The 23,966-nt window shown below is 27.7% G+C and carries 23 protein-coding genes and 1 tRNA gene; 11 read left to right on the forward strand and 13 right to left on the reverse strand.

Features of this window, described 5'->3' with window-relative positions; genetic code table 11:
* Positions 1–20 precede the first annotated feature (20 nt).
* The 5 genes from H0H60_RS02455 to H0H60_RS02475 are packed head-to-tail and all read right to left on the reverse strand — an operon-like array spanning position 21 to position 5,642.
* Positions 21–977 carry an acetyl-CoA carboxylase carboxyltransferase subunit alpha gene (locus H0H60_RS02455; protein WP_185862587.1) on the reverse strand — a complete coding sequence of 319 codons (957 nt, stop codon included), beginning with the start codon at positions 975–977 and terminating at the stop codon, positions 21–23.
* Positions 978–979: 2 nt separating this feature from the next.
* Positions 980–1,735 carry a succinate dehydrogenase/fumarate reductase iron-sulfur subunit gene (locus tag H0H60_RS02460; protein ID WP_185862588.1) on the reverse strand — a complete coding sequence of 252 codons (756 nt, stop codon included), beginning with the start codon at positions 1,733–1,735 and terminating at the stop codon, positions 980–982.
* Positions 1,736–1,746: 11 nt separating this feature from the next.
* The gene (locus H0H60_RS02465) at positions 1,747–3,780 is read right to left on the reverse strand and encodes a fumarate reductase/succinate dehydrogenase flavoprotein subunit (protein WP_185862589.1); all 2,034 of its coding nucleotides are present in this window, start codon (positions 3,778–3,780) and stop codon (positions 1,747–1,749) included.
* 9 nt (positions 3,781–3,789) lie between these two features.
* The gene (locus H0H60_RS02470) at positions 3,790–4,428 is read right to left on the reverse strand and encodes a succinate dehydrogenase cytochrome b subunit (RefSeq protein ID WP_185862590.1); all 639 of its coding nucleotides are present in this window, start codon (positions 4,426–4,428) and stop codon (positions 3,790–3,792) included.
* A gap of 59 nt (positions 4,429–4,487) precedes the next feature.
* Positions 4,488–5,642 carry a cysteine desulfurase family protein gene (locus H0H60_RS02475; RefSeq protein ID WP_185862985.1) on the reverse strand — a complete coding sequence of 385 codons (1,155 nt, stop codon included), beginning with the start codon at positions 5,640–5,642 and terminating at the stop codon, positions 4,488–4,490.
* 221 nt (positions 5,643–5,863) lie between these two features.
* Here H0H60_RS02475 and rny point away from each other — a divergent pair, with 221 nt between their 5' ends.
* Genes rny through lpdA form a run of 3 tightly spaced genes read left to right on the forward strand, consistent with a single transcriptional unit; the run spans position 5,864 to position 9,890 of the window.
* Positions 5,864–7,435: a ribonuclease Y gene (gene rny, locus H0H60_RS02480; protein ID WP_185862591.1), complete on the forward strand. Its 1,572-nt coding sequence runs from the start codon at positions 5,864–5,866 to the stop codon at positions 7,433–7,435.
* A gap of 15 nt (positions 7,436–7,450) precedes the next feature.
* Positions 7,451–8,422 (forward strand): deoxyhypusine synthase family protein, encoded by a 972-nt coding sequence (locus H0H60_RS02485; protein WP_185862592.1) that lies wholly within the window; start codon positions 7,451–7,453, stop codon positions 8,420–8,422.
* Between the two features lie 43 nt (positions 8,423–8,465).
* Positions 8,466–9,890, forward strand: a complete 1,425-nt coding sequence (gene lpdA, locus H0H60_RS02490; protein ID WP_185862593.1) for a dihydrolipoyl dehydrogenase — start codon at positions 8,466–8,468, stop codon at positions 9,888–9,890.
* Here the strand turns inward: lpdA and ung are convergent, their stop codons facing one another.
* Genes ung through H0H60_RS02505 form a run of 3 tightly spaced genes read right to left on the reverse strand, consistent with a single transcriptional unit; the run spans position 9,891 to position 11,954 of the window.
* Positions 9,891–10,580, reverse strand: a complete 690-nt coding sequence (gene ung, locus H0H60_RS02495) for a uracil-DNA glycosylase (protein ID WP_185862594.1) — start codon at positions 10,578–10,580, stop codon at positions 9,891–9,893. It lies immediately after the preceding gene.
* Entirely contained in the window at positions 10,537–11,586 is a 1,050-nt protein-coding gene (locus H0H60_RS02500) for a fatty acid desaturase (protein WP_185862595.1), read from the reverse strand. Before H0H60_RS02500 ends, ung begins: the two co-directional genes overlap by 44 nt.
* 17 nt (positions 11,587–11,603) lie before the next feature.
* Entirely contained in the window at positions 11,604–11,954 is a 351-nt protein-coding gene (locus tag H0H60_RS02505) for a 4Fe-4S binding protein (RefSeq protein WP_185862596.1), read from the reverse strand.
* A 42-nt stretch (positions 11,955–11,996) separates the two neighbouring features.
* On the opposite strand from H0H60_RS02505, the gene H0H60_RS02510 reads away from it, so the two are divergent.
* On the forward strand, positions 11,997–13,058 hold the full coding sequence (locus tag H0H60_RS02510; RefSeq protein ID WP_185862597.1) for an acyl-CoA reductase: 1,062 nt from the start codon (positions 11,997–11,999) through the stop codon (positions 13,056–13,058).
* On the opposite strand, the gene ribD is transcribed toward H0H60_RS02510, so the two are convergent.
* The 4 genes from ribD to H0H60_RS02530 form a co-directional block, all read right to left on the reverse strand.
* Entirely contained in the window at positions 13,055–14,095 is a 1,041-nt protein-coding gene (gene ribD / locus H0H60_RS02515; RefSeq protein ID WP_185862598.1) for a bifunctional diaminohydroxyphosphoribosylaminopyrimidine deaminase/5-amino-6-(5-phosphoribosylamino)uracil reductase RibD, read from the reverse strand. The two genes, H0H60_RS02510 and ribD, sit on opposite strands and share 4 nt — an antisense overlap.
* Before the next feature lie 11 nt (positions 14,096–14,106).
* Positions 14,107–14,898 carry a shikimate dehydrogenase family protein gene (locus H0H60_RS02520; protein ID WP_238784889.1) on the reverse strand — a complete coding sequence of 264 codons (792 nt, stop codon included), beginning with the start codon at positions 14,896–14,898 and terminating at the stop codon, positions 14,107–14,109.
* Between the two features lie 9 nt (positions 14,899–14,907).
* The gene (gene rpsU / locus H0H60_RS02525) at positions 14,908–15,105 is read right to left on the reverse strand and encodes a 30S ribosomal protein S21 (protein WP_045118242.1); all 198 of its coding nucleotides are present in this window, start codon (positions 15,103–15,105) and stop codon (positions 14,908–14,910) included.
* A 23-nt stretch (positions 15,106–15,128) separates the two neighbouring features.
* Positions 15,129–15,203: transfer RNA gene (locus H0H60_RS02530), tRNA-Val, on the reverse strand.
* Positions 15,204–15,295: 92 nt separating this feature from the next.
* On the opposite strand from H0H60_RS02530, the gene recG reads away from it, so the two are divergent.
* From recG to murA, 5 genes are read left to right on the forward strand one after another with little or no spacing between them, the layout of a single operon-like run.
* Positions 15,296–17,407 (forward strand): ATP-dependent DNA helicase RecG, encoded by a 2,112-nt coding sequence (gene recG, locus H0H60_RS02535; protein WP_185862599.1) that lies wholly within the window; start codon positions 15,296–15,298, stop codon positions 17,405–17,407.
* Positions 17,408–17,418: 11 nt separating this feature from the next.
* Positions 17,419–19,533, forward strand: coding sequence for an ATP-dependent helicase (locus H0H60_RS02540; RefSeq protein WP_185862600.1), 2,115 nt, complete (start codon positions 17,419–17,421; stop codon positions 19,531–19,533).
* Positions 19,534–19,571: 38 nt separating this feature from the next.
* Entirely contained in the window at positions 19,572–20,522 is a 951-nt protein-coding gene (locus tag H0H60_RS02545) for a cation diffusion facilitator family transporter (protein WP_238784890.1), read from the forward strand.
* Between the two features lie 39 nt (positions 20,523–20,561).
* Entirely contained in the window at positions 20,562–21,161 is a 600-nt protein-coding gene (locus H0H60_RS02550; RefSeq protein ID WP_185862602.1) for a DUF4290 domain-containing protein, read from the forward strand.
* A 3-nt stretch (positions 21,162–21,164) separates the two neighbouring features.
* A complete protein-coding gene (murA, locus tag H0H60_RS02555) occupies positions 21,165–22,472 on the forward strand; it encodes a UDP-N-acetylglucosamine 1-carboxyvinyltransferase (RefSeq protein ID WP_185862603.1) in 1,308 nt (435 codons plus the stop codon).
* Here the strand turns inward: murA and H0H60_RS02560 are convergent.
* Positions 22,443–22,856 carry a thermonuclease family protein gene (locus H0H60_RS02560; protein WP_238784891.1) on the reverse strand — a complete coding sequence of 138 codons (414 nt, stop codon included), beginning with the start codon at positions 22,854–22,856 and terminating at the stop codon, positions 22,443–22,445. The two genes, murA and H0H60_RS02560, sit on opposite strands and share 30 nt — an antisense overlap.
* Positions 22,857–23,066: 210 nt before the next feature.
* On the opposite strand from H0H60_RS02560, the gene greA reads away from it, so the two are divergent.
* Positions 23,067–23,555, forward strand: coding sequence for a transcription elongation factor GreA (gene greA / locus H0H60_RS02565; RefSeq protein ID WP_185849694.1), 489 nt, complete (start codon positions 23,067–23,069; stop codon positions 23,553–23,555).
* Positions 23,552–23,959, forward strand: coding sequence for an HIT family protein (locus H0H60_RS02570; protein WP_185862605.1), 408 nt, complete (start codon positions 23,552–23,554; stop codon positions 23,957–23,959). Before greA ends, H0H60_RS02570 begins: the two co-directional genes overlap by 4 nt.
* The last annotated feature ends 7 nt before the right edge of the window (positions 23,960–23,966 follow it).

Genomic DNA, 23,966 nt, shown 5'->3' on the forward strand with positions numbered 1-23,966 from the left:
TGAAAAAAATTATTTTTTTTCTAATCATTAAAAACCCCTATGGAAATATACTTATTTTTTCGAACTATGATAAGTTCTTCTGTATCAATACAAGATAATTCTTTATGGTATTTTATTATTTTTTTTTTTATAGTTCTATAAGCTTGTTCTGGACGAAAATGCGCCCCTCCTAAGGGTTCCTTTATCACATCATCTATAAGATTTAATTTATGCATATCTTCTGCTGTTAGTTTTAATGCATCTGCAGATTTTTCCTTATTTTTCCAATTACCCCAAAGTATCGTAGAACAACTCTCAGGAGATATCACAGAATACCATGAATTTTCCATCATAGAAACTTTATCTCCTACTCCTATCCCCAATGCCCCACCACTAGCTCCTTCTCCTATAATTAGAACAATAATAGGAACTTTCATACACATCATTTCATAAATATTTTTTCCAATAGCCTCTCCTTGACCTCTTTTTTCTGCTTCTATTCCAGGATAAGCTCCTGGAGTATCTATAAATGTTACAATAGGTTTACGGAATTTTTCCGCTAATTTCATAAGACGCAGTGCTTTTCGATATCCTTCTGGATTAGGCATTCCGAATCTTCTATATTGTCTATCTTTCGTATTTTTTCCTTTTTGCGTTCCTATAAACATAAAAGTCTGATCTTCAATTTTTCCAAACCCACCTATCATAGCCTTATCATCTCCAATATAACGATCTCCATGCAATTCAATAAAAGACTCTTTTTTTGTAATAGACAATATATAATCTAAAGCATAAGGTCTATTAGGATGACGAGATAGTTGCACTCTTTGCCAAGGAGTTAAGTGGCTATGTAGTTTTTTTATAGTTTTTTCTAACTTATGTTGTAATTGATTACAGACTTCTTTCATATCCACACCACTCTTTTTTTCTATCATTAAACAATTAATATATTGATCATGAATTTCTTGTATGGGTTTTTCAAAATCTAAATATTCCATAATTATATAAAAGACTGAATATATTCTCTATTCATAAAAGAGATATTTTCTACAGAAATTCCTTTTGGACAATCAATTTCACAAGCTTGAGTATTAGTACAATTTCCAAAACCCTCTTCATCCATTTTTTTGACCATATTCAACACACGTTTTTTTCTTTCAATCTTTCCTTGAGGTAACAGAGCAAATTGTGCTACTTTTGCAGAAACAAATAACATGGCAGACCTATTTTTACATGTAGCTACACAAGCCCCGCAACCAATGCATACAGCTGCATCAAAAGCTTGATCTGCGTTTTCTTTTGGAATAAGTATCATATTTCCATCCACTGTCTTTCCAAAAGTATTTACAGAAATAAAACCACCTGATGTAATAATTCTATCGAAAGAAGATCTATCTACAACAAGATCCTTAATAATAGGAAAAGATTTAGCTCTCCAAGGTTCTATGTATATCGTTTCTCCATTATTAAAATGACGCATATGAAGTTGACATGTTGTAATCAAGTCTTGAGGTCCATGGGCTCTACCATTAATATATAAAGAACACATACCACAAATTCCTTCACGACAGTCATGATCAAATGAAATAGGGAGTTCTTTTTTTTTAGATAAAATTTGATTATTTAATAAATCTAACATCTCTAAAAAAGAACAATCAGGTGAAACATCATAAACTTTATAAGTTTTAAAATCACCTTTCTCTTTACTATTTTTTTGTCTCCATACTTTTAATACAAAATTGAGTAATCCTTTCATAATAATTTTTTCTATTTATAAGAACGCGATTGCGGTTGAACAAAACTAAAAGTTAAGTCTTCTTTATGCATAACTTCTTCACTAACAGATTTTCCTTTTTGATATTCCCATATAGAAACATATTTATAATGAATATCATCACGAAGAGCTTCTCCTTCTTTTGTTTGAAATTCTTCTCTGAAATGACTACCACAAGATTCTTTTCTATCTAGAGCATCCATTGCTATGAGTTCTCCCAATTCTAAAAAATCGGCTACACGTCCTGCTTTTTCCAATTCTGAATTAAATCCATCTTCAATATTTCCAGGAACAAAAACATTTATCCAAAATTCTTCACGAAGTTCTTGTATCTTTTTGATAGCCTCAGATAACCCCTTCTCATTTCTACTCATTCCAACATATTGCCACATAATATTTCCAAGTTTTTTATGGAAAAAATCAACAGATTCTTTTCCATTGGAATAAAAAAATTTTTTAATTCTTTCTTTTACATTCTTCTCGGATTTATCAAATTCTTTATGTTTTGTAGATATGTTTTTTGTCATATGTATATATCTAGACAAATAATCTGCTATGGTATAAGGTAAAATAAAATAACCATCAGCTAAACCTTGCATTAAAGCAGAAGCTCCAAGACGATTAGCACCATGATCGGAAAAATTTGCTTCTCCTATTATATAACATCCTGGAATAGAAGACATCAAGTTGTAATCAACCCATATACCTCCCATAGTATAATGAACAGCTGGATAAATCTTCATAGGAGTTTTATAAGGATTTTTATTTGTAATTTTTTCATACATGTGAAACAAATTCCCATATTTAGACTCTATAGATTCTTCTCCCCATTTTATAATTTCCATGTCATTTGAATTTTTTATTCCAAGTTCATTTGCCTTTTCTATTCCATATTTTTCTATGGAAGAATAAAAATCCAAAAAAACCCCTTCTTTTGTTTCATTATTTTCTATTCCAAAACCATTGTCACAACGTTCTTTAGCAGCTCTAGATGCTACATCTCTTGGAACAAGATTTCCAAATGAAGGATAACGTCTTTCAAGATAATAATCTCTTTCTTCTTCTCTAAGATCTTCAGGATTTTTTTTCCCATTTCGTATAGAAATAGCATCTTCTATTTTTTTTGGAACCCATATACGCCCATCATTTCTCAATGACTCTGACATTAATGTTAATTTAGATTGATAGTTGCCATGTACAGGAATACAAGTTGGATGGATTTGAGTATAACAAGGATTAGCAAAAAATCCTCCTTTTTTATGAACTTTCCATATAGCACTAGCATTAGATCCCATAGCATTAGTAGATAAAAAAAACACATTTCCATAACCTCCTGAGGCAATAACGACCGCATGAGCCGCATGGCGCTCAATTTCTCCAGTAATTAGATTTCTAGCAATAATGCCCCTAGCTAAACCTTCTATTACTACTAAATCTAACATTTCATGACGATTGTACATTTTTATCCTTCCTTTTCCTATTTGTCTAGACATGGCTGAATAGCAAGCAAGCAAAAGCTGTTGTCCTGTTTGTCCTTTTGCATAAAAAGTTCTTGAAACTTTAGTTCCACCAAAAGATCTATTTTCAAGATATCCTGCATAATCCCGAGCAAACGGAACCCCTTGTGCTACACATTGATCAATAATGTTGGAAGATATTTCTGACAAACGATAAACATTAGCCTCACGAGATCTATAATCTCCTCCTTTAATAGTATCATAAAAAAGTTGATAAACAGAATCATTATCTCCCTTATAATTTTTAGAAGCATTAATACCACCTTGAGCGGCTACAGAATGTGCTCTTCTTGGGGAATCTTGATAACAAAAAACTTTTACTTGATATCCTAATTCAGCTAGAGTAGCAGATGCTGATCCACCAGAAAGCCCTGTCCCAATTACAATAATCTCCATATTAGATCTGTTGTTTGGAGAAACTAATTCTAAAACAGATTTATGATTGATCCATTTATGAGTCAAAGGACCACTTGGAATTTTTGAATTTAATTTCAAAGAGTTTTTAGTCATTGAGATATATTAATTACCATTGAAAAAGAACCAAATAGCGATAATAGAAAAACCAGAACAAATAAACAAAAAATAAAAAAAACTAAACTTTCGTATCCAAAATAATTTCTTTTTATTAGATAACCCCAACGATTGAAAAGAAGATTGAAATCCATGATTTAAATGAAATCCTAAAACTAAGAAAGAAAAAACATAGATGAATGTATATACAGGATTTTTAAACAAAGAAGTAACCAAAATATAATCTGAAGCATGAGAATATTTCATGGGAATCATGAAATTCATTAAATGCAAGACTAAAAAACACAAGATTAAAACTCCTGTATGAATCATTGTACGACTACTAAATGTCGATATAGGTTTTTTCATTGCATAATCCATGTCTCCTTTTGATTTTTTATTCTTTGAATGTAATCTAATTCCAAAAATAATATGAATAATAAAACCTAAAGCAAGAACATATTCTAGCATTTTTACAAGAATATTTTTTCTCATAAAAGAGACAGCATTATTAAACGCTTCTTCCCCAGAAAAAAGAAAAAGATTAACACTTAAATGTAATAACAAAAAAGACATAAGGAAAACTCCCGTAGTTGCCATAACTACTTTTCTTCCAATAGAAGATTGAATAAAATGGGACTGAATCACTGATCAAATGTGTGAATTTTTATCTATCGTAAAGATATTTATTTTTTTTTAAAAAATTCTCAATTTTTTATTTTTTTAAAGGCTTCAATTAATAAATCGACATCTTTTTTTTCATTAAAAATTCCAAAAGAAATTCTTATAGGCATCATTTTTTTTAATAAATGTTTGCTGGCTATAGAAAGAATTACATGAGATACTTTTTTTAAATTTCTTGAGTGACAAGAACTTCCCTTAGAAATAGCTATTCCCATTAGATCTAAATGAAAATATAATAAATGATCTTTTTTTGGATAAAAAATATTTAATATATTAGGGATACTCTTATCCATAGATTCTGATAATCCATTAAAAATAATGTCTGGAATGATTTTTTTCAATTCGGAGATACAATATGATTTTAAATCCTTAATTTTTTCTATATGATTAGTAAAATCACAATAGGATAAATGTAAAGCTTCCGATAGTCCTACTATTCCATAAATATTTTCCGTTCCTGAACGAATGCCGTATTCTTGATAACCACCTGTAATAAATGATTTTATATTTTTTATAATTTTTTCTCTAATAAAAACAAAACCTATTCCTTTTGGTCCATAAAACTTATGTGCACTAGCAGTAGCAAAATCAAAAGGCAATTGTCTCATATTAACAGGTAAATTTCCGATGATTTGAATAGTGTCCGAATGAAAATAAGCTTTGTATTCTTTACAAAGAAATCCAACTTTTTCTACATCTAATAAATTTCCAATTTCATTGTTAGCGTACATTAAACTTACAAGTATTTTATTTGGATAATTTTTTTTTAATATTTTTTCAAGATGATTTAAGTCAATAACTCCTTTATCCTGTATTTGAATAAATTCTACAAAAACTTTATTTTTATGGACTAAATCTATAATAGTTTGTAATACAGAGTCATGTTCCAGTTGAGAAGTTAAAATATATTTGACTTTTAAATCAATAACAGAAGATCTCAAAACTATGTTGTTAGCTTCAGTACCACTAGATGTAAAAATTATCTCAGATGGAGAAGCATTTATATTCCTTGCTATACGTATTCTTGATTCTTCTATTATAGAACGTGCTAGCCTTCCATAACTATGTTGTGTGGAAGAAGGGTTTCCAAATGAATATTTTAATGTATTTACCATGACTTTGATCACTTCGCTCCTTATAGGAGTAGTAGCTGCATTATCCAAGTATGCTCTTTTCATGACAGAATTAAGTTGCATCGTTAGTCACAAAAATAGAAAATTATATCATAATTTATTCAAATTCCGTTGATTAATCAAATATACAAGAAAATGTACTCGTCATTAATTTTGTATATTTATCCTTGCTTAAAGTCTTTTTTTTATAAAACTTCTACTTATTATTTTTTGTTTTAAAAATGTTATTAAAATGTCTATTTTATTTTTATTTAAATTGAGTAAATATGAAAATAAATGTTGGATTTTCGGTTCTCATGGGGTTTATAATTGGAATTATTACATGTTATTTATTTGGAAAAAAAACCATCTTGAAAAGATATATTCATTTATTAGAAAAAGCTAAAATTCAAGCAAAAAAAATTATAAAACATGCAGAAAAGGAAGGAGAATCTATAAAAAAAAAGAAAATGCTTCAAGCAAAAGAAAAATTCATAGAACTGAAATATAAACATGAGAAAGATGTTCGTATTAGAGAAAAAAAAATAACGGATATAGAAAATAAAACAAGAGAAAAAGAATCTAGATTATCTAAAGAAATTGAAATTTATTTTAAAAGAAACAATCGTCTAGAAAATCAAATACATGATTATGAAAAAAAATTCAAAATTCTTCAAAAAAAACAAGAAGAATTTAAAAACATGCAGATAAAACAAGTAGAGATACTCGAAAAAATATCCAATTATTCTTCTGAAGAAGCTAAAAATGAATTAATTGAAATTTTTAAAGGAGAAGCTAAAGTAAAAGCACAAACACATATACAAAATATTATAGAAGAATCTCAACTGACTGCAAAAATAGAAGCAAGAAAAATAGTTATTCAAGCTATTCAAAGAATTGGGACAGAACAAGCAGTTGAGAATGCAGTTTCCGTCTTCAATATAGAATCAGATGACGTAAAAGGTCGAATCATTGGACGAGAAGGAAGAAATATAAGAGCTCTGGAAAAAGCTACAGGAGTAGAAATCATTGTAGATGATACTCCAGAAGCTATTCTGTTATCTTGTTTTAATCCTATACGTAGAGAAGTAGCAAGGTTATCGCTTCATAAGTTAGTAATAGATGGACGCATACATCCAGCAAGAATTGAAGAAATCGTAGCAAAAACTGAAAAACAAATTGAAGAAGAAATAGTAGAAATAGGAAAAAAAAACATAATCGATTTAGGAATTCATGGAATACATCCAGAATTAATTAGGATGATAGGGAGGATGAAATATCGTTCTTCTTATGGACAAAATCTATTACAACATTCCAGAGAAGTTGCTCATTTAGCAGCAATATTAGCTTCCGAATTAGGATTAAATGCAAAATTAGCTAAGCGTGCAGGTTTATTACATGATATAGGTAAAGTTCCTGAAACAGAATCCGAGCTTCCTCATGCTATTTTAGGAATGCAATGGGCTGAAAAATATGGAGAAAATATGGAAGTTTGTAATGCCATAGGGTCTCATCATGATGAAATAGAAATGAAAGTTCTAATATCTCCTATTGTGCAAGTATCGGATTCCATTAGTGGAGCTCGTCCTGGAGTAAGAAAAAATTCTTTTGAGTCTTATTCTAAAAGATTAAAAAATCTGGAAGATATCGCTTTAAGTTTTGATGGGGTAAATAAGGCATTTGCTATACAGGCAGGTAGAGAACTACGAGTTTTAGTAGAAAGCGAAAAAATAGATGATAAGAAAGCTTTTCAGTTATCTTGTGATATAACAGAGAAAATAAAAAACGAAATGACTTATCCTGGTCAAATAAAAGTTACAGTGATCCGAGAAACCAGAGCTGTACAAATAGCTAGATAAAATCTAATATCAACTATGAAAGATTCTATTACTTCATTCATTGAAAAATATTTTCTTCATTTTAATGCTCTAACTTTATCAGAAGCAGCTAAAGCTTATAAACATCACATTAAAAATAATGGAAAAATGATGATGACATTGGCAGGCGCCATGAGTACTGCAGAATTGGGAAAAATATTAGCGGAAATGATCCGAAAAGATAAAGTTCATATTATTTCTTGTACTGGTGCTAATTTAGAAGAAGATATAACGAATTTAATAGCTCATTCACATTATAAGAAAATTTCTAATTATAGAGATTTAACTCCTGATGAAGAAAAAAATTTTTTAAAAAAAGGATTTAACCGCGTTACAGATACTTGTATTCCAGAAGATAAAGCTTTTAAATTGCTACAAAAACATATTTTCAATATCTGGAAAAGAGCTAAGGAAAAATCTGAACGATATTTTCCACATGAATATATTTATCAATTATTATTAGAAAATATTTTAGAACCATATTATGATATCAATTCAAAAGATAGTTGGGTTTTGGCTGCTGCCAAAAAAAATTTACCCATGGTTGTTCCAGGTTGGGAAGACAGCACAATAGGAAATATCTTCGCTTCATATTGCATGAAAAAATTATTTCCACCAGTTCTTGTAAAAAATGGAATCGAATATATGATGTACTTAGCTAAATGGTATAAAAAAGAATCTGTAAAAAGTAAAATAGGATTTTTTCAGATAGGTGGAGGAATATCCGGTGACTTCCCTATTTGTGTAGTCCCCATGCTTTCCCAAGATATTGGATGGAACCGGACTCCTTTCTGGGCGTATTTTTGCCAAATTTCTGATTCTACTACTAGTTATGGATCCTATTCTGGAGCTATTCCTAATGAAAAAATAACTTGGGGGAAATTAGATAAGGACACTCCTAAGTTTATTATTGAGTCGGATGCTACTATTGTGGCACCATTAATTTTTGCTTATATATTAAATATGTAAATAAGCAGATTTGTATAACTTTATTAAATAAAATACTTTAATCATGAATAATTTATATGATCTTGTTGTTATAGGATCTGGTCCAGGAGGTTACATTTCCGCTATTCGTGCAAGTCAACTAGGACTTCAAACGGCTATTATAGAGAAATATGAAGATTTAGGCGGAACATGTTTAAATGTAGGTTGTATTCCTTCCAAATCTCTTTTATATTCTTCTAAATATTTTTTATTGGCCAAAAATCATCATCATTCCCATGGAATTATTTATGAGAAATTATCTTTAGATTTCGAAAAAATGATGAAAAGGAAAAATGAGATTGTGAAAAAAACAAATGAAGGAATAAAATATCTCATGAAAAAAAATAATATTGATTTATATAAAGGTATAGCTTCATTTAAAAAAAATAATGTGATTTCTATCACAGATAGAAAAACGTTAAAAAATATACAAGAAATACAATTTAAATATTGTATCATAGCTACAGGTTCTAAACCACTAAGTCTTCCATTATCAAATTTTGATATACGAAAAAAAATTATTTCCTCTACAGAGGCTCTTTCTATGGATGAAATTCCAAAAAAATTAATAATAATTGGAGGAGGAATAATCGGATTAGAATTAGCTTCTGTTTACCATAGGTTAGGAAGTAAAGTCACTATTATTGAAACCATGAATAGGATAATTGCAAATATGGATCGTTCTTTAAGTCAAGAGATTCAAAAAATATTAGAAAAATCTGGAATTCAAATAGAAACTTCCTTACTAATCCAGAATATAGTTCCATTAGATTCTAAGAAAATTTCAGTTTATGTGAAAAATAAAAATAATGGAAAAAAAATGAAATATATAGGGGATTATTGTCTCATATCAATTGGAAGAAAACCTTATACGGAAAATCTTGGATTAGAAAATATAGGAATTCAAAAAAATCAAAAAGGTTTCATTTTAGTTAATGATTTTTTACAAAGTTCTGTAGAAAATATCTATGCTATAGGAGATGTGATAGGCGGAAAAATGTTAGCACATAAAGCAGAGGAAGAAGGTTTATATGTAGCAGAACATCTAGCTGGACAAAAACCAAATAAAATAAACTATAATTTAGTCCCATCTGTCCTATATACTGATCCTGAAGTATCTAGTATTGGATTGACAGAACAAGAAATCCAAGAAAAAGGAATAGAATATAATATCGGTTTATTTCCTATGAGAATACTGGGAATATCTCGTGCTAGTGGATCTACAGAAGGTTTCGTAAAAATACTATCTCATCAAAAAACAGATGAAATATTAGGAGTTCATATGATGTGCGATCATGCTTCCGATATGATAATGGAAGCTGCTGTAGCTATGGAATTTCGTGCATCTTCAGAAGATATCTATAGAATTTGTCACCCACATCCTACTTTCAGCGAGTCTTTTAAAGAAGCTGCATTGTTGAGTTTTGAAAATAAAGCCATACATATGTAATTACCACATTATAGGTTTTTTTCCAATTTTTTTCAAAAACTGATTAGTTTTAAAAAAATGTTTAGATCCTAAAAAACCAAAATTTGCAGAAATAGGAGATGGATGTGATGTTTTTAATATATAATGATTATTAAAATTAATTATAGAAGCTTTTTTTTTGGCTAACTCTCCCCACAATAAAAAAACAATATGCTTTTTTTCATCCGAAATTATTTGAATAATTTTATCCGTAAAAATCTCCCAACCTTTATTTCTATGAGATCCAGGAAGTCCTTTCCTTACCGTTAAGACAGAATTAAGTAATAAAACACCTTGGTTTGCCCAAAAAATTAACGAACCACTAATAGGAAATGATTTTTTTTGAAAACAATTATTCACTTCTATAAAAATATTCTTTAAAGAAGGAGGAATCGCAATTCCATTCGGAACAGAAAAGGATAACCCATCAGCTTGATTTTCTTTATAATAAGGATCTTGCCCTAGAATAACTACTTTTAGTTTGGAAAAAGAACAATAATTGAAAGAAGAAAAAATATTCTTTTTTTCTGGAAAACAAACATAATTTTTATATTCCATCCTAAGGAATTTTAATAATTTTTGAAAATAAGGCTTATCCCATTCCTCTTTGATGAAAAAAAACCAATCATCATTTATGTTCAGAAATTTTTTTATTAATATTTCTTTTTTCATAAGATCTAAAACTTATCATTTTTTTATTTTCTTCATCCCAAAGTTTATATTTTGCGCATTTTAAACTTCCTGAAAAGTTCATTTTCGTTACATATTTATCGAAAATAGGATTTTGATTATGACAGTCAGGTAAATAATAAAATGGAATACTAGGAGCTAAATGATGGATGTGATGGTATCCAATATTTCCTGTGAACCAATGAATTATTTTAGGTAATTTGTAAAAAGAACTACCTTTTATAGCGGCTAGACAGTAATCCCAATTAGTTTTCCATTCTTTATAATTAGGATTGTGTTGATGTTGAACATAAAAAACCCATATAGCTACAATAGAAAAAAAAACAATAGTTGGAAATTGAATAAGTAATAATCTAAAAAAACCAATAAAACTCCCTATAAAAATATAAAAAAATAAAATACAAAAATTGCTGATCCAAAGATTTACTTTTGCTTTTTCCCAACCTTTTATATGAATTAATGGTAATCTATTGTGTATAAAAATATAATAGATAGGTCCTAAAAAAAACATGACGATGAAGGATCGATACATTCTATACTTGATTTTTTTCCAAAAATTCAATTTTTGATATTCCCTAACAGTTAAAATAGTTATATCACCTATATCTCTAAAATCTAATTGAGAATTATGTGCATGATGATAATTATGTGATTTAGCCCAATATTTAAACGGAATTAAAGTAAAAAGGCTACAAATAAAACCTATGATATTATTAATTTTTTTTGAAGATGTAAATGATTGATGTCCACAATCATGTTGAATAATGAATATTCTAATTAAAAAAAAGGAATTTAATATAGATAATAAAACTGTTAGACACTTTGAATAATTGAAAATACAACAGACTATTGTTATCCAAATGAAAATAAAAGGAAGAAAAGTATTTAAAATTTGAATAAAAGCTTTCCAATTATTTGGATAATAAAGTTTTGCTATATTTTTCCAATTTTTAAATGCATTTTTAATTTCTAAATATTGAGGATTCATTGAAATGAAAAATTCTTTCAAAAAGAATCATGCAAAAAATTTTTCTTTTTAAGAAGATCTTCTTTAGACTCTGCATGACTATCATCGATAACACAACAATTTATTGGACAGATCGTTACACATTGTGGCTCATTGTAAAACCCTACACATTCTGTACATTTTTCTGCTACTATAAAATAAATATCCTTCTTTTTTGGTTTCTGAGGATATATTGGATCTATAAAAAAAGTTTCTGACTTTTTTTTCTTCCACAAAGAAGTTCCATCTGACATTCTCCATACTTGTCCTCCTTCATAAATTGCATGATTAGGACATTCAGATTCACATGCTCCACAATTTATACATTCTTCCGTTATTTTTATAGACATTGTAAATTAAATTTAATGTAGATTCTATAATACAATAATACAATGAATAATCTGATTCAGACTTTTGACAATTTGGGTTTTTTCCTTAGAGAATTTAAGAAATTTTATGCACATGAAAAATATATTTCTGGAAATATGAAAAAATTTTTTTTTCCATTTCAGAATCTTATAAAAAAAATTCCCATTGTCAATAGCTGGTTTAGAACAGAAGATTTATTAATCACTATTGAACAATGGGGGAATATACTCACAAAAGAAAAACTAGAATATTGGTTAAATAAGTATCCTCTTATTGATAAAAAGAATCAAATAAAAACTATTTTAGTTATTATGCCGGGAAATATTCCTATAGTAGGATTTCATGATTTTTTATGTGTTCTTTTATCAGGACATCGCATTTTAATAAAATTGTCCGAAGAAGATAATTTGTTACTTCCTTTTTTATGCAGAATAATCACTTATATCAATCCTCTATTAGAAAAAAAAATAAAAATTTCTAAAAACTTTTTTAAAGAAGAATATGATTCTGTTATAGCCAGTTGTAGTAATAATACCGCTCGTTATTTTGAATACTACTTTAGAAAATATCCTATGATACTTCGAAGAAGACGAACTTCCATAGCTATTCTACAAGGAAATGAAAGTAAAAAAGATTTAATTTCTTTAAATAAAGATATTTTAACTTATTCTGGAAGAGGATGTAGAAATGTAGGTAAGTTATTCATTCCTAAAAATTATAATCTTCATCTTCTCTTAGATCAAAATTTATCTTCCTATATAATGAAAAATTATAAGTATATTGATAATTACAATTATTATCTTTCCATATACACTCTAAATAATATAGTCATTAAAAGAAATCCTATGATGATTCTAATAGAAAGCAAAAATTATCATAGTCCAATATCAGTGGTATATTATGAATTTTATTCCAATTTAAAAAAATTAAAAAAACTGATACACAAAAATAGAAAACATTTACAATGCTTAGTATCAAGAAATATTTGTAAAAACGAAGTTGAGTTTGGAAAAACTCAATCCCCTAAATTGTGGGATTATTCAGATAACATTGATACAATTAAGTTCCTTATAGAAAAAAATTAAAATGGAATTTTAATAATAAGTCTATCCTTTTCTTCTATATACATATTTTTTATAACTCTTCCATCTATTACAGGGGCCATTAATCCATTTTGCAGAAAAAGATTACAAATAAATATTCTGGATTCATCCCAAATATTTTCTTTGATAAAACTCTCTAAGGTAATTTTCCCTCCTTCTACAATTAGAGATAAAATATTTTTCTTATATAGATAATTTAAGATATTTTTTATAATATCTTTATCAAAAGAAATCTGAACAAATTCTGTATTTTTCTGATTTTCTTTTTTCTTTTCAGTAAAAACAATTGTTTTTTTCGTCCCGTCCAAAATAAAATAAGAAGTAGATATACTCAATTTTCTATCCATAAAAATTCTAATCGGATCATATCCGAACCATTCTCTAACATCTAATTTTGGATTATCATTAAACACGGTTTTTCTTCCTACTAAAATACTATCTTCTTCAGATCTCCATTTATGACTCAATTGTCTAGAATAAATTCCACTAATCCATGAAGGTTTTTTTTTATCCATTTTCAATGAATCCATAAAACCATCATTACTTTGTGCCCATTTTAATATAACATAAGGTCTCTTTTTTTTATAAAAAGTAAAAAAACGTTTATTTAAAATGCGACACTGATCCTTTAAAACATTTTCTATCACTTCTATTCCATTTTCTCTCAATTTTTGTATCCCCAAACCGTTAACCTTATTACAAGGATCTTGTATTCCTATTACCACTCTAGGTATATTACTTTTAATGATCAAATCAACACAAGGAGGGGTCTTTCCAAAATGTGCACATGGTTCTAACGTTACATAAAGGGTCGAATCAATTAATAAAGATAGATTTTCAACCCTATTGATAGCATTTACCTCTGCATGATCCATTCCTATTTTATAGTGCCATCCTTCTGATAAAATCAAACCATTTCTTTCTATTAAACATCCTACCAGTGGATTAGGAGAAGTGAATCCTAATCCATTTTTTGCTAGTTGAATAGCCCTATACATAAAGATTTCTTTACGGTTCATTTATCACAAACCTATTTTAATGAATTCCATATTTTCCAAGATTCTTCTGCTTGAATACGCAACATTTCTAAACCATTTCTGATCGTAGATCCTTTTTCTTCACCTTTTTTTAAGAACAAAGTTTTAGATGGGTTATAAACCAAATCATATAGATAGTGTTGAGAAGAAATGAATTGATAAGGTAAAGGTGGACATGAATGTATATTTGGAAAAGTCCCTAATGGAGTGCAGTTTATAATAATTTTATAATCTTCTAAAAGATATTGGTTCACTTCTTCATAAACCAAAAAATCTTTATTTTTCATTCTAGAAACATATTTGTATGGAATTCCCATTTTTTTTAGAACAAAGGAAATTGATCTAGATACCCCACCTGTTCCAAGAATCAAAGCCTTTGGATTTTTATATGATAATTTATTTATGTCCTTTTTGAAAGAAAACTCAAAACCTAAAACATCTGTATTATAACCAATAAAATGTCTTTTTTCATTGATATTTACTACATTAACAGATCCAATAGATTTTGCTTCTGGCATAAGTTTATTTAAAAATGGAATAATGCTCTTCTTATATGGAATAGTAATATTGCATCCTTTCAAGAATGGATTTTTAAAAATGGATAAAATATCTTCTATTTTTGGAATATCAAATATTTCATAAGTCACTTCATGAATAAATTCTTTTTTAAATTTTCTCATGAAATAGTCTTTTGAAAAAGAATAACTGATTCCTCTTCCTACCAATCCAAAAATGCGTTTGTAGTTTTTTTTACAGCTAGAATTTGTCATAGAATAAAGATGCATCTATATTTATTATTCCTCTTTCTTTAATCGCATACGTTCTCTATATCTAGCTCGTAAAATTTCATTTCTTCTACCTTCAGAAGGTTTGATATATTGTTGTTTTTCTCTAAATTCCTTTAAAATACGCGTTTTATCAAATTTTTTCTTGCATTTCTTCAAGGCTTTATCAATAGATTCTCCCTCTCTAACTGTTGTAATTAATACCATAAAAAAAAAATAATGTAATCATGTGGACACTATCGGATTTGAACCGACGACCTCTACTCTGTCAAAGTAGCGCTCTAAACCAACTGAGCTAAATGTCCATTTTTCAGGACAAAATTAAATATTTTTATTATTATTTATGCCAAAATCATTATCACATTATTATTTTAATGCAAGATATAATTTAAAAAAAATGTCACATAATGTATTAGAAAAATCTATAGAATATTTAAAGGGATTCAGTTTAAAAAAAACACGTTTATTTAATATAGAATTACAAATTCATACATATGAAGATTTACTTTTTTTTTATCCTAGAAAATATGTCCATTATTTTATATTAAATAATATATCAGAATTAACAAAAAAAAAAAATCCGACCGACAATACACTTATACAAATAACAGGAAAAATTACCCATTTAGAAGAAATAAACTATCAAAATAAAAAAGGAAAAATATTAGTAGCACGTTTAGAAGATGAAACAGGATATGTAGAATTAGTCTGGTTCAAGACAATCAATTTTTTTAGAAAAATCATCAAAAAAAACATGACAATAACAGTGCACGGGAGTGTAAAATATTTTCAAAGAAAAATTCAAATCATTCATCCAGATATTCAAAAATTTCAATTTTCAGAAAACAATTACTCTATATATCCGATATATTCCATCCCTAAAAAACTTAGAGAAAATGGAATAAATAATTCTTTCATGATAGAAATTTTGAAGAATCTAATAGAAGAATCAAAAAATGATATAGAAGAAATATTTCTTCAGGATATTATGAAAAAAGAATTAATGCAAAGGAAAGAAGCATTAATTCAAATACATTTTCCAAAATCTTTAGAAAAATTATTTCAAGCAAAACAACGTTTAAAATTCGAAGAATTATTTTTTTTAAAATTATTCCTTTTATCCAAAAAAAACATAAATGCATGTTATTCATCCAACAGTTATCCATTTCTAAGATTAGGAAAAAATTTTTACAACTTCTACAAGTATTGTTTACCATTTTCTTTAACAGAGGAACAAAAAAGAGTATTCAAAGAAATACGTAGTGATTTAAAAAAACCTATCCAAATGAACCGATTATTACAAGGTGATGTAGGGTGTGGAAAAACCATAATAGCTGTGTTATCCATGCTTCTTGCTTTAGATAATGGGTTTCAATCTTGTTTAATGGTTCCTACTGAGGTTTTAGCAATACAACATTATTCTTCTATAAAGAAAATGTTTTCTGAAATTGGAATTCAAATAGCTTTATTAACTAGTTCCACCCCTATTCAAATGCGAAAACGTATATATCATGATGTTTTTATAGGAAAAATATCCATTCTTATAGGCACACACACTTTGATTCAAGATACAGTCCATTTTAAAAATCTCGGATTAGCTATAATTGATGAGCAACAGCGTTTTGGAGTGGAACAGAGAGCTAAGATTTTGGAGAAAAACAACAAACGACCTCACATATTAATTATGACGGCCACTCCCATTCCTAGAACTTTAGCCATGACCCTTTATAATGACTTAAAGATATCCATCATAAAGGAATTACCCATGGATAGAAAACCTATTACAACTGTTCACTTTCGCAATAAACATAGATCTAAAGTCCTTGAAATTATAAGAAGTCAGATTCAAAAAGGAAGACAAATATACATTATTTATCCTACTATAGAAAAATTCAAAAAAAATGAATCTAAAAATTTAATGAAAGGTTATCAATTTATAAAAGAAAACTTCCCAAAGTTAGAAGATCGAATTGGAATTCTACATGGTAGAATGAATTATCAAGAAAAAAATATTCAAATGAATCGATTTTTACATGGAGAAACTAAAATTCTTGTCTCTACTACTGTTATAGAAGTAGGAGTAGATGTTCCTAATGCTTCAGTTATTTTAATAGAAAATGCAGATTGCTTTGGTTTATCTCAATTGCATCAATTAAGAGGAAGGGTCGGTAGAGGTCCACATCAAAGTTATTGTATTCTTATGACTAATGATAAAATTAGTGTAGAAAGCCACTTTAGAATGAAAATTATGTGCGAAACTAAAGATGGTTTAGAAATAGCGAAAAAAGATCTTAAATTAAGAGGAAGTGGAGATTTAATAGGAACTAAACAAAGCGGAAATGCTTATTTTCGAATTGCAAATCTACTTGAAGATTACAAATTAATAAAAGAAGTCATTCCTATTGCTAAAAAATTTTTTAGTAAAAATCCTAATTTTCTATTAAATCATAGAACCACTCAAAATCATTTCTATAAATACTACAAATCTTTTTGGGGTAAAATAAGCTAAAAATAAAAAATATGGATTATACATCATCACTTAATAGTTCCCAACGTAAAATTATAGAAACAATTCATGGTCCTGTTCTAGTAATTGCTGGAGCTGGATCCGGAAAAACCCGTGTTATCACACATCGTATAGTACACATGATCAATAATATAGGAATAAATCCATCTAGAATATTAGCTTTAACTTTTACTAATAAAGCAGCTAAGGAAATGAAAATTCGCATTTCAAATATGTTGAATCAAACGGATTTGAATCAGATATCCCTAGGGACTTTTCATTCTATATTTTCAGGTATCTTGCGAAAAGAATCTCATTGGCTTGGTTACAAATCAAATTACACTATTTACAATCAAAGAGACTCAGAAAATGTGATAAAAAAAATATTAGATGACTTCAATTTTAAAACATCTCTCAGCCCTACAAAAATTAGAAGAAAAATATCTGAATATAAAAATAACTTGAAATCCATAAACAATGAAAAATCATATCATGATATAAAAAAAATATATGAATATTATGTAAAACGTTGTTTTAAATCAGAAGCTTTAGATTTTGATGACATATTACTTCACACAAATTATTTATTTTTTCATTTTCCTAAAATACTACATAAATACCAAGAAAAATTCCAATATATATTAATCGATGAATATCAGGATACCAATTTTTCTCAAAATACAATCATTAAAAATTTATCTTCAAAACATAGAAATGTTTTTGCCGTAGGTGATGATGCTCAAAGTATATATGCTTTTCGTGGTGCGAATATCTCAAATATTTTAAATTTTCATACGGATTACAATGAAGCAAAAATTTTCCGTCTTGAACAAAATTATCGTTCTACAAATCACATAGTGCAGGCCTCTAATAAGATTATTTCTTTTAATAAAAATCAAATCTTTAAAAAAATTTGGACAAATAACGAAAAAGGAGATAAGGTCAAAATATATGGAGCTCATTCTGAAAAGGAAGAAGCGCAATACATTGCTTCTTACATAGATTTCACAAAGAAAAATACACAATTTAAAAATTTTGCTATTCTCTATAGAACAAACACACAATCAAATATCTTAGAACAGGCTCTAAAAGAAAAAAAAATACCATACAAAATATACGGATCCATATCCTTTTACAAACGTAAAGGGATTCTAGATTTTTTAGCTTTTTTAAAAATCATCACTAATCCCAACGAAGAAGAATCCTTATTACGTATAATAAAAAAAATAGTAAATAAAAAAGCTATTAAATTCATATTAAATTTATCTAAAAATGAGAATAAAACTCTTTATAATATTTTAAAAAATCTGATAAATTATTATCATTTCCTAAGAATTAATAAAAAAACAAAAGAAAAATTAGAAAATTTTATTTTAACAATAGAAAAATTTCGTTTAGAATTAAACAATAAAAACACCTATCCAATAGCAAAAAAAATAGCAAATTTTTTCTTAGAAGAAGATAAAAAAAATTATTATCATGCTGATGATTTTCAATATATATTAGAGAATATATTTCTATATCTTAAAGAACAAAAAATATTAAATAAAAATGGAGATATGAGTTTATCTGGATTTTTGCGATATTTTTCTTTAAAAGAAGGAACAGATGAGAAAAATGAAGAAAATCAGGTATCATTAATGACTATACATTTATCTAAAGGTTTAGAATTTTCCGTGGTTTTTATTGCAGGATTAGAAGAAAACTTATTTCCATCAAAATCTAGTTTAGAAAATCAATTGAAACTTGAAGAAGAACGCCGTCTATTCTATGTAGCAATAACAAGAGCTCAAAAAAAAGCTATATTAACATATGCAAAATATCGTTTTTTATGGGGAAAAAAAATCAGGACGGTTCCTAGTCGTTTTATTCAGGAAATAAGCGAAAAATTTATTGATAGAGAACATGGAATAATATTTAATAATCTAAATAAAGATAATCCGATATCTATTATATCGGATGAAAAAAAAACATTATCCATGTTAAAAAAAGGAGTGAAAGTATTTCATAAAAATTTTGGAATTGGAATGATACTAGACATTCAAAATGAAATAGCTATAATTAAATTTCAACAATTAGGAATAAAAAAAATTTTACTAAAATTAGCTAAACTTGTTATTTATTCCTAATCATTATCATTAAATCTCTTTTTATGGAAGATAAAAAGATGAAACTAAATTTTAGTCTACAAAAATTAATTTTTTTTGTAGCTATTCTTTTATTTTTCATTAAGTTAATTACTTGGTATATTACTTCTTCTCTTTCTATATTTAGTGACGCTATGGAAAGTATAACCAATATTATTAGTGGATTTATAGGCTTGTATAGCCTGTATATCTCCTCTTTACCCAAAGATCACAACCATCCATATGGTCATGGTAAAATAGAATTTATATCAACAGCTATAGAAGGATTCTTAATTTTTTTTGTAGGAATGGCTATTTGTATAAAAACTTTTATACATCTAAAACATCATGATCCTATTCTATTCAAATTAGATTATGGAATTCCTCTGATGTCATTCACCGCTATTGTTAATTATGGTTTAGGTTTTATCGCCTGTAAAATAGGAAATCAAAATGGAGCTTTAACGTTAATAGCTAGTGGGAAACATCTTCAAACAGATACTTATTCTACTTTTGGAATAGTGATAGGATTAATATTGTTAAATATCACAAAATGGATATGGATAGATCCTATTATTTCTATTATTTTTTCCTCTGTAATTTTATATACAGGATTAAAATTGTTAAGATATGCTACAGCTGGTATCATGGATGAATCGGATAAAGAACTTTTAAAAAAGTTATCTTTTTATATAAATGCAAAAAGAGACATTCATTGGATTGACCTTCACCATTTAAAAATTATTAAATATGGAAGTGCTTTACATGTTGATTGTCATTTAACTGTTCCATGGTTTTTTAATGTCAAAGAATCCAATAATGAAGTCCGAAAGTTGACAAATTTAACAAAAGACAAATTTGGACATAAAGTAGAATTATCTGTACATGTAGATGCATGCACAGATAATCATTGTATATCCTGTTTCAACACTTTCTGTAAGGTAAGAAAAAATTTTTTACATAAAACTTCTTATTTCCACAATAAACCTTAGAAGTAGAAAAGATCTTATTTTTATAAACAAAAAATCAATATGGAATATAATACTAATCGTTTCAAATTGGTTATCCCAGAATATGGTAGAAATATCCATAAGATGATTGCTTATGCAATACAAATAAAAAATAGGAAAAAACGTAATCGTTGCGCTTGGAGCATCATTAAATTAATGACGGATTCCAATCCTAAATTGAATAATCCATATTTTCAACATAAACTATGGAATCAATTATTTATTATGTCTAAATATCAATTAGATATTGATCCTCCTTTTCCAAAACCACATCCAGAAAAGATAAAAATTTTTTTTTATAAGAAAGTGGAATATCCTGAATATTTAACTGATTTCCGGTATTATGGAAAAATCATTAGAAATATGATACATGTAGCAATACATTGTAAGAATAGACAAAAAAAAGAAGGGTTATTTTATGCTATAGCAAATACTATGAAGAAAAATTATTTGAGATGGAATAAAAACCTTGTAGAAGATGATATTATCTTTAAAGATTTAAAAGAGCTTTCAAAAGGAAAAATATGTTTAATGAATAATACCGATCCGTTATTACAATGCTCCCATCTTTTAAATCCAAAAAGAAAAAAAAACTATATGAGAAAAAAGAAAATAGGATGAATTATGGCTACTTTTAAGATAGAAGGAGGATATCCTCTAAAAGGAGAAATTAAACCACAAGGAGCAAAAAATGAAGCTTTGCAAGTTTTGTGTGCCGTTTTGCTAACCTCCGATAAATTGAGAATAAAAAATATTCCAGAAATAGGAGATGTCAAATGTTTGATGCAAATACTTCAACACTTAGGAGTTTTAGTAAAAAAAAATGATATTGGAGATTTTACTTTTCAAGCTAAAAATATTTGTCTAGAATATTTGAATACGAAAAAATTTCGTGAATATGGAAAATGTATTAGAGGCTCTGTTATGATTGCAGGACCTTTGCTGGCTAGATTTGGAAAAGTTTGGATGCCCACACCAGGAGGAGATAGAATTGGTCGTAGACGTTTAGATGCTCATCTAAGAGGTTTTGAATCTTTAGGAAGTCATATAGATTATAATAGAGAAAATCAGTATTTCTATCTTACATCTAAATATTTAAAAGGAAAATTTGTTCTTCTAGAAGAAGCCTCTATAACAGCTACAGCTAATATTATCATGGCTGCGTCTTTAGCTAAAGGAAAAACAACTATTTATAATGCAGCTTGTGAACCTTATATTCAACAATTATGTAGACTATTAAATAGAATGGGAGCAAAAATAAAAGGGATAGGTTCTAATTTAATCAATGTTACCGGAGTTACAGAATTGGGAGGGTGTACCCATACTATTTTACCTGATATGGTAGAAATAGGAAGTTGGATCGGTTTAGCAGCTATTACTAGTTCTGAAATAAAAATTCGGAATGTTAGTTGGAAAAACTTAGGAATCATTCCGAACATATTCCAAAAAATGGGAATTTTATTAGAAAAGAAAAACGATGATATTTATATTCCATCTCAAAAATCATACCAGATAAAAAAGTTATTAAATAATGCTATATTAACAATTTCTGACGCTCCATGGCCAGGTTTAACTCCAGATTTACTAAGTATTTTAACTGTAGTAGCTACTCAAGCTAAAGGAAGTGTCTTAATACATCAAAAAATGTTCGAAAGCCGATTATTTTTTGTAGATAAATTAATTGAAATGGGAGCACAAATAATATTATGTGATCCACATAGAGCAACCGTTATTGGTTTGAATCATCAATCTTATTTACGAGGTTCTCTATTAAACTCTCCAGATATACGGGCTGGAATATCTCTTCTTATCGCTGCACTTTCTGCTAAAGGAACTAGTAGAATAAAAAATATAGAACAAATAGACCGAGGATATGAAAATATTGATCAAAGATTACGTCTTTTAGGGGCGAACATTGTAAGGATTGAATAATCTTTTTTTTCTCCAATCATAGGGATCTATAGGGTTATTTTTTTTCCATATTCCAATTTTTTGTTTTCTTGCTTGAGATTCAATTCTTTTATATGGAACATTTTTAGAAAATTTCCAAACCCAAGCTAATCCAGACTCTAGAATATCCTTTCCTAAATCTTTGTTTTTCTCATAAAATACCAATCCAACAATACGATTATATTTGTCTATTTTGATATTCTTGATTAAAACTGTTTGATTTAGAATTTTTTTTGTTAAAAAGTTTTTTGCTTCTCTTCCATAAGATTGATTTTTTTCTGGACAATCTATATCCGCAATTCTTATTCTATATTCTTCCATTTTTTTCGTTTCAATTCTGAAAGTATCTCCATCATAAATTTTCATCACTTTTCCCGTAATTGAAGATATGATGAACAATGAAATAATAAGAAAAAACTGAACAATAAACACTATATTTTTAAAATTTGTATAAATTCAATCAATTAAGAAAAAAACCTACATAATGTAGAAAACAAATAATTTACATAATAATTCACAAAATCAACTAACTTTATAATTGGATGAAAAGATCGAAAATAATAATGAAAAAATACTATGGAAAAAGAAAAATTCGAATATATCACTAAAGAGGGATTAAAAAAACTACAACAAGAAATAGAAAGATTAGAAAACATTGAAAGACCAAAAATATCAATGCAAATAGCAGAAGCAAGAGACAAAGGAGATCTTTCAGAAAATGCAGAATATGATGCTATAAAAGAAGCACAAGGATTTTTAGAAATGAACATAGCCAAATTAAAAAAAAAACTATCTAATGCAAGAATTATCGATGGATCACAAATAAATAGAACCAGAGTTTCTATTCTATCTACAGTCAGGGTAAAAAATTTAACATATGGAGGAGAACAAATATATACCTTAGTTCCAGAAGGAGAAGCAGATTTAAAATCTGGTAAAATTTCTATAAATACTCCTATATCTACAGGATTACTCGGGAAACAAGTAGGACAAATTGCTCATATTAAATTACCTAATAAAATGATACTTGATTACGAAATTTTAGAAATTGCATTTAGTGAATGAATCGGAAAAATATATTTACACATATAATAAAAAACGAAGTCCCTGCTTATAAAGTTGCAGAAAATTCTGAACATCTGGCTTTTTTAGATATTTATCCCATAAAAATTGGTCATACCTTAGTGATCCCAAAAAAAAATAATATAGAAAAAATTTTTTCTCTCACAGAAAAAGATTTTTTATCTATCATGTCTTTTACTAGAAAAGTAGCTATAGGCATTGAAAAAATAATCCCTTGTAATCGTGTTGGCATATTTGTAATGGGTTTTGAAATTCCCCATGTTCATATCCATTTAATCCCTATGGATAAAGAAAGTGATGGGGATTTTTCTAAGGAAAGAATATCTTTATCTGCAAATCATTTCAAGGTTTTATCAGAACAAATTAAAAAATCTATCGATTTGTAAATTAACA

This window comes from Blattabacterium cuenoti (assembly GCF_014251735.1).
Classification (GTDB): Bacteria; Bacteroidota; Bacteroidia; order Flavobacteriales; family Blattabacteriaceae; genus Blattabacterium; species Blattabacterium cuenoti_C.